The sequence below is a fragment of the Shewanella frigidimarina NCIMB 400 genome, assembly GCF_000014705.1.
In the GTDB taxonomy this organism is placed as follows: Bacteria; Pseudomonadota; Gammaproteobacteria; order Enterobacterales; family Shewanellaceae; genus Shewanella; species Shewanella frigidimarina.
Genome location: NC_008345.1, coordinates 4,484,740 through 4,500,550, shown reverse-complemented (window position 1 = coordinate 4,500,550; position 15,811 = coordinate 4,484,740). Strand labels below are relative to the sequence as shown.

Sequence of the window (15,811 nt, the reverse complement as noted above, 5' to 3'; positions counted from 1 at the left end):
GCCCACGTAAGAACTGTTTTTTAATGGCGACAGCAGCAACTGAATAGAAGTTAAAAGGATATTCATGGCGTTATTTTCATTATTAGTGGCAATTCTAGTTGAGCGTATGAAGCTTCTGCCGAGTGGTTGGCAGTTCGATAGTGTGATGACGCGTTACCAAAAGCAGTTTTGGGATAGCCAGTCGCTAAAATCCGAAGTTGGTGTCGTGATTGCAATCGTGTTACCTGCCTTATTAGTCCTGTTAATCAGTTTTCTGCTTGATGGCATTTTTTTTGATTTATTGAGCTTATTGTTTTGGGTGTTGATATCGATTATTTGTTTTAGTCACCAAACATTACGAAGTGTGTTTAAGCAGTATATTCAAGCGGCATGTCGCGGCGATGTACAAGCTTGTTATCGTTACGCTAGCGAGTTGGATCCTACAGAGTCTTTGGATGTCGTGGACGAACAGGATTTAGGCCGCAAAGTAGGCCAAACGGTGGCGTGGATTAATTACCGCTATTACGGCGCGGTGGCATTATATTTAATATTTTTAGGCCCTGTTGGTGCCATTTTATATTGTACGGTACGTTTTTATAGTGAGTACAACAGTAAGAATAAGCTTGAAATGCCATTGGTAGATCGTTTACAGATGATATTTGATTGGCTACCAAGTCGGGTGTTTAGCTTTGGTTATGTGTTAAGTGGCCAGTTTAGTGAAGGGTTAAGCGCTTGGAGACAATATGGTTTAAGTGTTAATACTGAAGCTAAAACAATAGTGACCCATACTGCGGTTGCCGCAGAGTCTTTACCTGAAGCAGGAAATGCGCCGTTGAGTGTGCAATCTACTTTGGCATTACTGGCATTGAGTAAGCGTAATTTTGTGTTATTGCTAACCATGGTTTCTGTATTAACTATTTTTGGTTTTGTTAGCTAGACTTTAGTGCGCTGCGCTTCTAGGGCGGACTACGTCCTGCTAGGACAGCTTCGCTGCTGAGATTTTATAGCTTCTAGCAGCGTAGCGCTCTAGTTTCTAGGATTTTTCGGATAAATGGTCTGACCCCTTATGCATAAATTTCAGTTATGCTCTGGGCTTGAGCGTTTTAAACAAAGCGGTGTTCTTTTGTCGGTATGCTGATAACTAGACATGGCTTGTATGATTTGATAAAGTGCGCTCTCTCATATTAATTGGTAAGACCAATTGACAATTGCTTGTTTAGGGAGCAGAGCGCTACATGGCTTATATTAAGATTAACCAGCCAAAAATTTCTGATGTGATCATGGAGCAATTGGAGCGGATGATCCTTGAAGGCAGTTTGCAGCCTGGTCAGAAACTACCTCCTGAACGCGAACTCGCGGTACAATTTGAAGTGTCTCGTCCTTCATTACGTGAAGCGATTCAAAAATTAGAAGCTAAAGGGTTGCTCATGCGTCGTCAAGGCGGTGGCACCTATGTTAAAGAACAACTGTGGCAAAGTCTTGCCGATCCTATCGTTGAATTAATGCATAACGACTCAGAAAGTCAGTATGACTTACTCGAATTCCGTCACGCCACAGAAGGCATGATGGCGTATTATGCTGCGCTGCGCGGCACCGATGCGGATATGCAGAATATTCAAAAACGAATTATTGAAGTAGAAGCTGCGACGAATATTGAGGCCAAAGCTGCTGCCATTGTACGTTTTTATCGTGCGGTTGCTGAGGCGTCACACAATGTTGCTATGTTGCATTTAGTATTAAGTTTAACCCCTGTGCTGCACAAAAATGTCGCACAAAATTTGGAGCTTTTAAGCATACGCGAAGAAGCTTCCACCATGGCAAATGATCACAGACGCGCGTTACTGGCTGCGATTATACGCCGGGACCCAGACGCTGCACGTGAAGCTTCGAATGAGCATTTAAGCTACATCGAAGAAGTCATGTTGTCAGTAAGAGAAGAAGACAGTCGGTTGCAACGTAGTTTGCGCCGTTTAAAGAGCGGCGTGTAACACTTGTCACTTTGAATAAGAATACACTTTTGCTGTGTCAACAAGCAGCAAAAAGCCGAAATATAATCCGTATATAGAGAAGGACTGCGAGATGTCTGAAGATATGCTTCAAGATTTAGACCCATCAGAAACCCAAGAGTGGGTTGATGCTCTACAAGCTGTGTTAGAGCAAGAAGGGCCTGAACGTGCACACTTTTTACTCGAAAAATTAATCGACAAAGCTCGCCGTAACGGTACTCACTTACCGTATAACGCGACTACTGCGTATTTAAACACGATTCCAGCAGGCCAAGAGCCAAACATGCCTGGCAACCAAGAAATGGAACGCCGTATTCGGGCGATTATTCGCTGGAATGCATTGGCGATGGTGTTACGCGGTTCTAAGAAAGATTTAGAGCTTGGTGGCCATATCTCAAGTTTCGCGTCTAGTGCGACAATTTACGATGTGTGTTTTAACCATTTCTTCCGTGCGCCTAACGAGCATGACGGTGGTGATTTGGTGTATTTCCAAGGCCATATCGCACCCGGTATTTATGCGCGTTCGTTCCTTGAAGGCCGTATTACTGAAGACCAAATGGCCAACTTCCGTCAAGAAGTTGATGGCAAAGGTCTTTCTTCGTACCCACACCCTAAGTTAATGCCTACTTACTGGCAGTTCCCGACGGTATCGATGGGTCTAGGTCCTATTCAAGCGATTTACCAAGCGCGTTATTTGAAGTATTTAACTGACCGTGGTTTAAAAGATTGCTCTAAGCAGACTGTTTACTGTTTCTTAGGTGACGGTGAGTGTGATGAGCCAGAAGCATTAGGTGCTATTGGTTTAGCTGCACGTGAAGAATTAGATAACTTAGTATTTATCGTTAACTGTAACTTACAGCGTCTTGATGGTCCTGTTCGTGGTAACGGTAAAATTATCCAAGAACTTGAAGGCGAATTCCGCGGCGCAGGCTGGGAAGTGGTTAAAGTGATTTGGGGACGCTATTGGGATCCGTTATTGGCTCGTGATACTAGCGGTAAATTATTGCAGTTAATGGAAGAAACCGTAGACGGTGAATACCAAAACTGTAAAGCCAAAGGCGGCGCGTACACGCGTGAGCATTTCTTTGGTAAGTACCCAGAAACTGCCGAAATGGTTGCTAACATGTCAGATGATGACATTTGGCGTTTAAACCGTGGTGGTCATGATCCTGTTAAAGTTTACGCTGCACTTGAACATGCACAAAAAACCAAAGGTCGCCCAACCGTTATTTTAGCTAAAACAGTTAAAGGTTACGGTTTAGGTGATGCAGGCGAAGGTAAAAACATCGCTCACAACGTGAAGAAGATGGGCGCTGAGTCTATTCGTTACTTCCGCGATCGTTTCAATATCCCGATCCCTGATGACCAGCTAGAAGATTTGCCTTTCTATCATCCAGGTCCAGACTCTGAAGAAGTGAAATACTTAAAGAGTCGCCGTGAAGCATTATTAGGTTATTTACCGCAACGCCGTGAAAAATTCACTGAAGAGTTAGAAATTCCTTCATTGAAAATTTTTGATTCGATTTTAAAAGGCTCTAATGGCCGTGAAATCTCGTCAACGATGGCGTTTGTCCGAGTATTAACTGCGTTATTGAAAGACAAAGGTATTGGCAAGCGTATTGTGCCGATTATTCCTGATGAAGCACGTACTTTTGGTATGGAAGGTTTATTCCGTCAAGTGGGTATTTATGCTCACGAAGGCCAAAAATATATTCCACAAGATTCTGATCAAGTGGCGTACTACCGTGAAGATAAAACCGGTCAGGTTTTACAAGAAGGTATTAACGAATTAGGCGCAATGTCATCTTGGGTATCAGCTGCAACCAGCTACTCAGTCAATAACATGCCAACAATTCCGTTTTACATCTACTACTCTATGTTCGGTTTCCAACGTATTGGTGACATGGCATGGGCTGCTGGCGACATGCGCGCACGTGGTTTCTTAGTAGGTGGAACTTCAGGTCGTACAACATTGAACGGCGAAGGTTTACAGCATCAAGATGGTCATAGCCACGTATTAGCTAATACTATTCCAAACTGTATCTCTTACGATCCAACTTACGGTTATGAAATTGCGGTTGTAGTGCAAGATGGTATTCGTCGTATGTATGGCGAAAATCAAGAAGATATCTTCTACTACCTAACCACAATGAACGAAAACTATGTTCAGCCAGAAATGCCAGCCGGTGCCGAAGAAGGTATTGTCAAAGGTATTTACAAGCTTGAAACAGTTGCCGGTAGTGGTAAAGGTAAAGTGCAGTTAATGGGTTGCGGTACGATACTTGAAGAAGTGCGTAAAGCAGCACAAGCATTAGCAAAAGACTTTGGCGTAAGCGCTGACGTATTCAGTGTGACTAGCTTTAACGAGTTAACTCGTGACGGCCAAGCTGCTGAACGTTGGAACATGTTGCATCCAACAGCTGAACCTAAGCAAGCGTATATTAGCCAAGTATTATCTGCAGACGCGCCAGCGATTGTGGCGACTGACTATATGAAGATATACGGCGAGCAATTACGTGCTTTCGTACCGACAGACTATAAAGTACTTGGTACTGATGGTTTTGGTCGTAGCGATAGCCGCGCAAACTTACGTCATCACTTTGAAGTAGATGCTAAGTTTATTGTTATTGCGGCACTGAAGTCTCTTGTTGAGCGTAATGAAATGCCTGTTGATGTGTTGACTAAAGCCATCGCTGAATATGGTATTGATGCTGACAAGATTAACCCACAGTTCGCGTAAGGGGATACAAAATGGCTGAATTAAAAGAAGTTTTGGTTCCTAATATCGATACTGATGCAGTACAGGTTATTGAAATTTGTGCTGCGGTTGGTGATTATCTTGAAAAAGAAGCATCAATCATTACAGTTGAAAGTGATAAAGCGACCATGGACATTCCAGCACCTTTTGCTGGTACGTTAGCAGAATTAAAAATCGCTGTCGGTGATACCGTTTCTGAAGGTACCTTAATTGCTATGATGAGTGCAGCTAACGCTGCACCGGCTAAAGCAGAAGCTGCTGCGCCAGCACCTAAAGCTGAAGCGCCAGTGGCACAAGCTGCAGCTCCTGCACCAGTGACGCCTGTTGCCGCACCAAGTGTTGGTAGCTCAGAAGTCATTGAAGTTAAAGTACCTGATATCGGCGGCGACACTGATGTGTCTGTCATCGAAGTATTGGTTGCTGTTGGCGATAGCATTGACGTTGATACGGGTTTAATTACCTTAGAAACTGACAAAGCAACAATGGATGTACCATCACCTAAAGCAGGTGTGGTTAAATCAGTGACAGTGGCCGTTGGCGACAAAGTGTCTGAAGGTTCATTGGTTATCACGCTAGAAGTAGCCGGTTCAGCACCTGTTGCATCTGCGCCACAAGCTGCCGCTCCGGTAGCACAAGCAGCTCAGGCTCCAGCAGCACAAGCCGCAACGACAACTCAAGTACAAGAAATTCATGTGCCTGATATTGGCGACGCCAATGATGTTGATATTATCGAAGTGCTGGTTGCTGTTGGTGATGAAATCACTGCAGATCAAGGGTTAATTACCCTTGAAACAGACAAAGCGACAATGGAAGTACCAGCACCATTTGCCGGTAAACTTGTGTCGTTAACGGTTAAAGTGGGTGATAAAGTGTCTCAAGGTAGCTTAATTGCGACTATTGAAACCGCTAGCTCAGCACCAGTGGCACAAGCTGCGCCGACTCAAGCAGAGCCGACTCAAGCAGAGCCTGCTGCAGCGGCAGCCGCACCAACTATGGCTGCCAATCGTCCATCAACTCCACCAGTGCCGTTTCACCCAAGTGCTGCTGTTACTGCGTCAACCGGCGTTGTTCATGCATCGCCTGCGGTACGTCGCTTAGCGCGTGAGTTTGGTGTTGATTTAACCAAGGTTTCTGGTACTGGCCGTAAAGCGCGTATTTTGAAAGAAGATGTGCAAGCGTTTGTGAAATACGAATTATCACGCCCTAAAGCAACGGCTGCTACAGCGGTTTCTGGTGGTGCTGGTGGCTTAAACGTAATTGCAGCGCCTAAAGTTGATTTCAGTAAGTTTGGTGAAGTGGAAGAAATACCACTAAGCCGTATCCAGAAAATATCTGGTCCTAACTTACATCGCAACTGGGTAACCATTCCACATGTTACTCAGTTTGACGAAGCTGATATCACTGAGATGGAAGCATTCCGTAAGCAGCAGAACGACCTTGCTGCCAAGAAGAAAGCGGATTACAAGATCACTCCATTAGTGTTCATGATGAAAGCCGTCGCCAAAGCATTAGCTGAGTTCCCAGTATTTAACTCTAGTTTGAGTGCTGATGGTGAGTCGCTTATTCAGAAGAAGTACTTCCACATTGGTGTTGCTGTTGATACACCAAACGGCCTAATGGTTCCGGTTGTACGTGACGTTGATAAGAAAGGCATTGTTGAATTGTCGCGTGAGTTAACTGACATTTCTATCCGTGCTCGTGACGGTAAACTTAAGTCTGCTGACATGCAAGGTAGCTGTTTTACTATTTCAAGTTTAGGTGGCATTGGCGGTACGGCATTTACGCCGATTGTTAACTACCCAGACGTGGCGATTTTAGGTGTATCAAAATCTGAGATTAAGCCAAAGTGGAACGGTAAAGAGTTTGAACCTAAATTAATGTTGCCGTTATCGTTGTCATATGACCATCGCGTTATTGATGGCGCAATGGCTGCACGCTTTAGTGTGACCTTGTCTGCGATACTATCAGACATTCGTACATTGATTTTATAACCCAAAAGGTCGCTCATATGAGCGACCTTTTTATTGTGATCGGTTTCAAACAAATTGATTTGAGTATAAAATGCGCCCATCCCAATTTTTTAGTCCACAATTGAAAGAAATTGGAAGTGAAACGTAAGTTTCAAGCTGGCGACATCGACATTTGGGCCGATCCGTCTTTCACACGGAATGAACAAGATTAGAGGAAATCATGAGCAACGAAATCAAAACTCAAGTAGTCGTACTAGGAGCAGGCCCAGCAGGTTATTCTGCGGCGTTTCGTGCTGCTGACTTAGGCTTAGACACCATAATTGTTGAGCGTTTCAGTACCCTTGGTGGTGTGTGTCTGAATGTTGGCTGTATCCCTTCAAAAGCACTATTGCACGTAGCAAAAGTCATTGAAGAAGCCAAAGCTGTTGCTGACCATGGTGTTGTTTTTGGTGAGCCAAAGATTGATTTAGACAAATTACGTGGTTTTAAAAACAAAGTAATTAGCCAGTTAACGGGCGGATTAGGCGGAATGTCTAAAATGCGTAAAGTTAACGTGGTTAATGGTTTTGGTAAATTTACTGGTCCTAATAGCTTAGAAGTCACTGCAGAAGATGGCACTGTGACCGTTGTTCAGTTTGAACAAGCGATTATTGCTGCCGGTTCACGTCCAATTAAATTACCATTTATTCCACATGAAGACCCACGTATTTGGGACTCAACTGATGCACTTGAACTGAAAGAAGTTCCTGGTAAGTTATTAGTAATGGGTGGCGGTATTATCGGTCTAGAAATGGGTACTGTGTATTCATCTTTAGGAAGCGAAATTGACGTGGTTGAAATGTTTGACCAAGTTATTCCTGCTGCAGATAAAGACGTTGTCCGTGTATTCACTAAGCAAATCAAGAAGAAGTTTAATCTTATTCTTGAAACTAAAGTGACCGCAGTTGAAGCAAAAGACGACGGTATTTACGTAACAATGGAAGGCAAGAAAGCACCTGCTGAGCCTGTTCGTTACGATGCTGTTTTAGTGGCAATTGGTCGCTCACCAAATGGTAAGTCTCTTGCTGCTGAAAAAGCCGGTGTTAATGTTGATGAGCGCGGCTTTATCAATGTTGATAAGCAGTTACGTACTAACGTTCCGCACATTTATGCTATCGGTGATATCGTTGGTCAACCTATGTTGGCTCATAAAGGTGTGCATGAAGGTCATGTTGCCGCTGAAGTTATTGCGGGTATGAAGCATTACTTTGACCCTAAAGTGATTCCTTCAATTGCTTATACTGACCCAGAAGTAGCATGGGTGGGTCTAACTGAGAAAGAAGCAAAAGAGCAAGGTGTTGCTTATGAAACAGCTACTTTCCCTTGGGCTGCTAGCGGCCGTGCAATTGCATCTGACTGCAGCGAAGGCATGACCAAGTTAATTTTCGACAAAGAAACTCATCGTATCATCGGTGGTGCTATTGTTGGTGTTAACGGTGGCGAATTATTAGGTGAAATTGGCCTAGCGATTGAGATGGGTTGTGATGCTGAAGATTTAGCATTAACGATCCATGCTCACCCGACTTTATATGAATCAATCGGTTTAGCTGCTGAAATGTATGAAGGTTCAATTACTGACTTACCTAACCCTAAAGCGGTTAAGAAGAAGTAATTTACGCTAACTAAATAGCCTTAAAAAAGCATTCCATTTCGGGATGCTTTTTTTTGTCTTTTTTTTGATATTTTAGGCTAGTCTTAATCATAACTGTTTGTAAGCCCTATTCAGTTATAGGGATATTTTGCAGCATGCCGATTTAGTCTGATTGAAAGTGAATCTAATTATGATTAGCTCGGGGGTGACTTTCCTATTAAAATAATGTTAAAACATTAATATTATTTATAAAAATCTCATTTTAATCGTCCAGAATAACGACAACAACCTATGTTGATTTTGGCTGCAGAAAAAAAATTATCACAACACCAAGATGATTAATGTGTGGATGACGATAAACCTGTTTTTACTACGTGTGGGGCTTGCCTGCATTTGATCACGTAAAGGATAAATTGAATTTATGACCAGAGCTGTATTGGTAAGCCTAGGCTGTTTTATATTATCCTTATTTACGGTATTACCTGCATGTAGTGCAGACATTGTTCAGCGAGTATTTAACGCCAAAGATGGTTTAGCTAATGCGACTATTCAAGACATTAGTTTTGACGGTTATGGTCACGTATGGCTAGCGACTCAACAAGGTATTTATCGCGTTAGTAATAGCAAGGTAAGGCGTATTGATAAAGTGGGGTTTGATTCGGTACTTGATGATGAACTGATTACAACAGTCGTTAATTCTGGCCAAGACCATTTGCTTGTTGGCACTAATTCCTCGTCATATCTTTACAGTATTTTAGACAATCACTTCAGCTTATTGCTTAAACCTGAAGATAATGATGCGACTAATATCAATAAAAGTATTCGCGTGGCGGCAACTCAGCGTCAGCTTGATGGACGGTTGCTGATGCTCGCTTACTCTGGCCAAGTGTATTATTTTGATGATGCTTCTCAGCAATTGTCTTTATCTCCAAGCCATTCATTAGACCACAATTTACCTTGGCGCAATGCGCTTGAGTTACACAACTCCCAGTATTTGTTTTCGACTAATCACGAACTTCAGCTGCACCAGGCCGATGGAACCTTCATTGGCACATTTCCGTGGTCTGATAAAAACGATTCCATCAGAAAGTTGTTCCAAGATAAACAACAAAGAGTGTGGATGCTGACATCGAAAGGGTTATTTAAGGTCGATACTGAGACGCTTACCGTGCAATCGGTGCCTGAAATCCCCTATTATGTTGATCAAATGGAACAAGATCTTAATGGTGATTTGTGGATTTCAAGCCGAGCAGGATTGATATTTTGGAGTCCAGAAAACAACAAATTAACCGTACACCGTGACGAGCTTAAGCAGCGAGCCAATATTGATTACATTCATGATATGGCGGTGGATTCTGATGGTTTATTGTGGGTTGGTGGTTCTGGTGATGGGTTGGCGGTGATTGCTGGTAAACCTCATTTTTTAATTGAAGATTATTCTAAAAAGCCACCCTATCAACTTGATAATGAAATGGTGTGGTCGGTATACAGCGAAGGCGATAAGGTGTGGCTAGGTACCGATGGTGGTTTGTCTGTAGTTAACACTCAGAACCAAACTTCAACCATGGTTATTCCCACAGGTTTTGCACTGAGCGACAGTATTTACCGGATTGAATCCTTGAACGCGGAGCATCTTGTATTGGCCACTACCAGTGGCTTATATGTAGTCAATAAAAAGACTAATGTCAGAACCGATTTCGCTACTTGGAGCGGTGGTAACGAGTCACTAAACGATAGAATTGTTATTGGGATTTATCGTGATGAGCTACACAAAGATGTTATTTGGTTTACCACCAATAAAGGTCTGTATTATTGGCAAGATGGTAATGCTGATTTAACGTTACAAGTTTTATCAGATGGGCAGCAGTCATTGAGTAATACCTTTTATAAAGCTTTATTAAGGGATGATGCTGGCCATTTATGGATTAGTGGCGGTAAACATTTTGGCTATTTGACGACCTCTGGCGAATATATTTCTAAAGTGGATGTATTTGCTGATTTTACTAATGTCCCAACCATGAATAGTCTTATGCAAGTGTCACCGGGTGTTATCTGGTTAGGTACGTCCCAGCAAGGGATTTATCAATTCAATACTCAAACCGATGAGGTTATTTCGCTGGATCAACAGTGGAAGATCGATTGTAAAGTGGTGTTCTTTTTACAAGATACTGAAACAGATCATATCGTTGGCTGTGCCAGTGCCATTATTAAGGTTAATAAGGCGACAGGTAAAGTCAGCTCGTATAGCCATAAAGACGGTTTTATTTCCGATGAATTTAATGAGTCGGCAAAATTTTATGATCCTGCTAAAGGCTTTTTTGTGGGTACACCAGACGGAGCGATGTTAATCGACCTCGATAAACTGGCGCCGCGCACTGTTAATGACAAAGTGATACTTGAATCTGTATCGGTGTTTTATGAAAACAATACCGAGGTTTATCTCATTCCAAGTCAATTGTCGCAAGTAGAACCCGGAGCCAGTTTAATTAGCTTTCAAATTGCCGTACTCGATTACCTTGATGATAAGCCGATGACCATACAGTATCGTTTGGTTAAAGATGGCGCAGACTCTGGCAATTACGTGCTATTAGAGGGCCAGTCACAGATTAATATTACCGGTTTAAGCGCTGGGGCGTATGCACTTGAGCTTTTATATAAAAGAAATGGTGTGTGGTCGAATGAGCCATTTCAATATCGATTTACGGTAAAGCAGTTTTGGTGGCGCTCGCAACAATTTACTGGTGCATTGATTTTTAGCATTTTGCTGATAGCCGCCATTATATTGTTATACAGACAGAGACAAATTCATCGTTTTAAGCAAATGAATCATGCATTGGTTGAAAGTGACGAACGCCTACGTCAATCGTTAAAAGGCAGTGACTCTGACCTATGGGAATGGCATGCATCAACACAAGTGCTGTCACTCGATAACCGAGGTGGGGTATTAGGACCAGACACGCACATTAACGTTAAATTAGAAGATATCCCAATACATCAAGACGATGTTGAGAGAATCACATCTGTGTGGCAGGACCTTGTTAACGGTAAAGTGGAGATGATTGATGCCGAGTATCGATATCGTAATCAGCATGATCATCAGTGGCATTGGTTACGCATTAAAGGCCGCGCTATTGAGGTAGATATTAACAATGGAAGGTTAATTTATGCTGCAGGGATGTATACCGACATCACTCAACAAAGAACCCTTGAAAGTGAAGCCAATTTATTAGCTCAAGCATTTGAAAATACCTCCGAAGGCATGTTGATATTAGACATGAAAAAGAACATAAAAATTAGCAACGCAGCGGCTAATTTAATTCTAGCGGCTAAAAAGAGTGATTTAGCTGGCAAACCTTTTTCCGATTTAGTGTTTGAGACTGTAGAGCCTTTTGACATGGAAGAGGTGTTCGATAAGGAACGTTTTTGGACTGGAGAATGTGAGTTTAATTGTAGTGATGGTAGCCGATGCCCTGTTTGGGTAAATGTATCGACCATGTTTAATATGAATGGTTCGGCATTACATTATGTGGTGGTATTTTCAGATATCACTGAACGTAAGCATAATGAGTTACATCTGCGCCGTTTAGCAAACAATGACATGTTAACTGGCTTAGCTAATCGAGCGATGTTTTCGCGTCGATTGGGCCAAGTTATTGAAACGGCAAAGCAGCAGAAAGAAACCCTAGCGTTGTTATTTTTAGATCTCGACAGATTTAAACATGTTAATGACTCATATGGCCACAGTATGGGTGATGCATTACTCGTTGAAGCTGCAAGTAGGCTGCAGTCTTGTTTGTCTGAAGAGCATTTGTTGTGTCGCTTTGGCGGTGATGAATTTGTTATTTTGCTGCGTGATGCAAAAGACGTCGACACCATTAACCACATTGCAAAACAGTTATTAAAACAAATAGAAACTCCTTTTAAATTATACGGAAGAGAATTTTTCATTTCGACCAGCATTGGTATTAGCATTTGGTCTGATGATGATCAAACGCCTGAAACCTTGATTAAAAACGCCGATTTAGCCATGTACCACGCTAAAGAAGAAGGCCGTGGTCATTTTCAATATTATTCAGCAGAACGTAATGCAGAAGCGTTGTATCACTTGCGCATAGAGGCTGATTTACATCGAGCGATACTGTGCAATGAATTTGAATTGTATTATCAGCCTCAGATAGATGTCGACCAACAAAATAGTATTGTTGGCGTTGAAGCATTAATTCGTTGGAAACACCCAAAAGATGGCATGGTTAACCCCGATGTGTTCATTGGTATTGCAGAATCTTGCGGCTTGATTGTTGAGATTGATCGTTGGGTACTTACCCAAGCTTGTCTCGACGGTGCAGATTGGCATCAGCGATATCAAAGCGAGATAACAGTGTCGGTTAATGTGTCTGCAATGCATTTTAGACAACCAGATTTTATCGACTTTTTGACTGCGACATTGCATCAAACTGGTATGCCTGCTAGATGTTTGTCGGTAGAAATTACCGAAGGCGTATTGATGAAAGAAATTGATATTGCCAGCCAGCATTTACGCGCGTTAGAGCAGTTAGGTATTGATGTTGCCATCGATGATTTCGGTACCGGTTATTCGTCGCTTGCGTATTTACGTTCATTCCAAGTCAATATTCTGAAAATTGATCGCTCGTTTTTAATCCATATTGACACCCATCAAGCCGATCAAGCCATTGTGAGCAGTATTATTGAATTAGCTCGTAACCTATCCCTTGAGGTCGTTGCTGAAGGCGTGGAAACATCTGAACAGCTTGCACAAGTCGTTCAGCGTGGCTGCCACATTATTCAGGGATATTATTTTGCCAAGCCGATGCCCAAAGCCGAACTTGAGCTCGATATTAAGCGACAAATGGGGATTAATGAATGATGTGTTCATTGATGATGCCAAGGTAATCTTCTTGCTGCTATCCATTAGTATGGGTATTGGTTAAATTTTGTTAGAATAAGTTGTTTTTACTTACTTTCGGAATGATTTATGCAACAAATTTTGCGCCTTAACTTATCTACCTGGTTTTTGGCTAGCTGTATTTGCTTTAGCCTAGCAGTGCAACCTGTCTATGCTGCGAAAAAAGCCGCTAAAGAAAGACCCACTATTGGCTTAGTGCTGAGTGGCGGTGGGGCAAAAGGTGCTGCACATATTGGTGTGTTGAAAGTACTTGAAAAATATCATATTCCGGTCGATTACATTGCGGGTACCAGTATTGGCGCTTACGTTGCTGGTATGTACGCGTTAGGCTATAACGCCGACCAAATTGAAGAAATCATGCTCAGTGGTGAATGGTCTAAAGGCTACTCAGACACTATTCCGCGCGATAAATTAAGCTACCGCGATAAACAGCAACGTGATCAGTTTAATATTCCACTGACCGTGGGTTATAACAATAATAGCTTAACTTCACCTAGTGGTTTGTTACGTGGCCAAAGCATGTCTCAATTATTGCGCCACTCGACAGGTTTAGTTGAACAGTTTGGTGACTTTGATGAACTCGCGATTCCGTACCGAGCGGTGGCGACGGATTTAGCAACCAGTGAAGCTGTAGTGTTATCCAGCGGCAGTGTAGTACAAGCCATGCAAGCATCTGCCACAGTACCAGGAGCATTGCAGCCAGCACTGATTAACGGTCGTTTACTGGTTGATGGCGGAATTGCCAATAATATGCCTATCGATGTGGTGAAAGCGATGGGGGCAGATATTATCATTGCCGTCGATATTGGTTCAGCACTGACCAAACAAGAAAACTTAGACAGTACTATTGCCGTACTAGAGCAGCTCTCAACCATTTTAACTCAAGCGAGCACCGCCCGCCAAAAGACCTTACTGACGACTGGTGATATTCTCATTCGTCCCGCCATTGATAGCCTAAGTACCACTGATTTTTCAATCATGCCATTAGCGCTTAAATTAGGTGAAGATGCCGCTATATTAGAGTTGGTGAAGCTAGAACCGCTTGGTATTGGTGAGCAAGACTATTTGGCTTATCAAGCGGATAAATTACAACAAAGCTTAATGTGGATCGATCCACTTAAAAAACCCATCTATAAAATTGCTTTTGATAATCAATCAAAAGTCAGCGAAAAATTACTGCGCGATCGTTTAGGGATTACCGAAGGCGTTGTACTAACCAAAGAAGAGTTAAATTTAGCCTTAAACCGAGTGTATTCATTGAATAAATTCGAGCGTGTCGATGCTGAGTTTGAAGATGTTGAGCAAGGCCGAATTTTAACCATTACCACCCGAGCAAAATCATGGGGGCCGAATTACTTTCAAGCAGGCTTTAACTGGGAAGATGACTTCACCTTAGATTCAGCTATTACGTTAAGCTTGGCTTACACCATGACCGACTTAACCGAAAATGGTGGTGAGTGGCGTAATGAATTAGAACTTGGGTATAAAAAGTTAGTCGGCACTGAGTTTTATCAACCATTAGATCGTGATCAAACATTTTATAGCCTAGCGCGATTCCAGTATGAAATGAAAGATTGGGATTTAATTGATCAAGATAGCCGTTATGTAGAACTCGAAAATAATGTCGCTCAAATCGTTTTAGGTATCGGCTATAACTTTAATTCAGATGGAATTATCGAATTAGGCTTTGTCGGCGAAGATGGTCGGGTTAGCAGTGAATTTGGCTCGGTTGATTCACTAGATTATCATTCAACGGGTGGCTATTTTAAAGTGGCCTACGACAGCCTAAACAGCATTAGCTTCCCGACTGAAGGTAATCGAATTACCTTTGTCAGCTACTTAAGAGACGAATCCTACAATGGATTAAGCAATGTCGATACGACCTTTAGTGATGATCTTGCTTGGCAATTTGAAGCGGATTGGAAGGGTGCGTTGAAACTCGGAAATCACGCCATTGTAGGTAAGGTGGAGCTGGCGACCGTAGAGAATGACGGTAACTTTACCTTGCATGTGGCAGATTTAGGCGGTTTCTTGAACTTGTCGGGTTTCCGTAAAGACACCTTAATTGGTGCACATAAAGTGTTTGGGGCAGTGATTTATCAATACGATCTCGGCCGTGATGTATTGATCACCGACTTGCCTTTGTATTTAGGCACCAGTCTTGAAGCTGGTAATGTGTGGTTTGATCGTGATGATGTCGATTTAGATGATTTAATTTATGCCGGTAGTTTCTATCTCGGAACCGACACCGATTGGGGCCCTGCAGCATTAGGTTTTGGTTTTACCGACCGCGGTGAAACAGCATTTTACTTATTTGTTGGTAAAAACTTTTAGGCAGTCTATCTAAGCCAAAAGCCTAGAGCGCTTCGCTGCTAGAGGCTATAAAATCTTGGTGACGAGCGGTGGCAAGCGATGACGAGAGATAACAATCGAGCTAAAAGCCTAGTGGCTAGAGCGCTTCGCTGCTAGAGGCTATAAAATCTTGGTGACGAGCGGTGGCAAGCGATGACGAGAGATAACAATCGAGCTAAAAGCTAAAAGCCT

Annotated in this window: 7 protein-coding genes; all 7 read left to right on the top strand. The window is 42.6% G+C overall.

Translation table 11 applies throughout. From position 1 onward, the window contains the following. Positions 1–64: 64 nt before the first annotated feature. The 7 genes from ampE (at position 65) to SFRI_RS19375 (ending at position 15,601) form a co-directional block, all read left to right on the top strand. Positions 65–916 (top strand): beta-lactamase regulator AmpE, encoded by an 852-nt coding sequence (ampE, locus tag SFRI_RS19405; protein WP_011639193.1) that lies wholly within the window; start codon positions 65–67, stop codon positions 914–916. A gap of 298 nt (positions 917–1,214) precedes the next feature. After that, positions 1,215–1,967, top strand: a complete 753-nt coding sequence (gene pdhR, locus SFRI_RS19400) for a pyruvate dehydrogenase complex transcriptional repressor PdhR (protein ID WP_011639192.1) — start codon at positions 1,215–1,217, stop codon at positions 1,965–1,967. A 91-nt stretch (positions 1,968–2,058) separates the two neighbouring features. Next, entirely contained in the window at positions 2,059–4,725 is a 2,667-nt protein-coding gene (aceE, locus tag SFRI_RS19395) for a pyruvate dehydrogenase (acetyl-transferring), homodimeric type (protein WP_011639191.1), read from the top strand. Positions 4,726–4,736: 11 nt separating this feature from the next. Then, entirely contained in the window at positions 4,737–6,734 is a 1,998-nt protein-coding gene (aceF, locus tag SFRI_RS19390) for a dihydrolipoyllysine-residue acetyltransferase (protein WP_011639190.1), read from the top strand. 199 nt (positions 6,735–6,933) lie between these two features. After that, positions 6,934–8,364, top strand: a complete 1,431-nt coding sequence (lpdA, locus tag SFRI_RS19385; protein WP_011639189.1) for a dihydrolipoyl dehydrogenase — start codon at positions 6,934–6,936, stop codon at positions 8,362–8,364. A gap of 400 nt (positions 8,365–8,764) precedes the next feature. Next, positions 8,765–13,228: an EAL domain-containing protein gene (locus SFRI_RS19380; protein WP_011639188.1), complete on the top strand. Its 4,464-nt coding sequence runs from the start codon at positions 8,765–8,767 to the stop codon at positions 13,226–13,228. Between the two features lie 108 nt (positions 13,229–13,336). Continuing rightward, entirely contained in the window at positions 13,337–15,601 is a 2,265-nt protein-coding gene (locus SFRI_RS19375) for a patatin-like phospholipase family protein (RefSeq protein WP_011639187.1), read from the top strand. Positions 15,602–15,811: the final 210 nt, after the last annotated feature.

Bases quoted from the DNA above. Each gene is read 5' to 3' on its own strand.
- ampE (WP_011639193.1), top strand. From the start codon at position 65: ATGGCGTTATTTTCATTATTAGTGGCAATTCTAGTTGAGCGTATGAAG.
- pdhR (WP_011639192.1), top strand. From the start codon at position 1,215: ATGGCTTATATTAAGATTAACCAGCCAAAAATTTCTGATGTGATCATG.
- aceE (WP_011639191.1), top strand. From the start codon at position 2,059: ATGTCTGAAGATATGCTTCAAGATTTAGACCCATCAGAAACCCAAGAG.
- aceF (WP_011639190.1), top strand. From the start codon at position 4,737: ATGGCTGAATTAAAAGAAGTTTTGGTTCCTAATATCGATACTGATGCA.
- lpdA (WP_011639189.1), top strand. From the start codon at position 6,934: ATGAGCAACGAAATCAAAACTCAAGTAGTCGTACTAGGAGCAGGCCCA.
- SFRI_RS19380 (WP_011639188.1), top strand. From the start codon at position 8,765: ATGACCAGAGCTGTATTGGTAAGCCTAGGCTGTTTTATATTATCCTTA.
- SFRI_RS19375 (WP_011639187.1), top strand. From the start codon at position 13,337: ATGCAACAAATTTTGCGCCTTAACTTATCTACCTGGTTTTTGGCTAGC.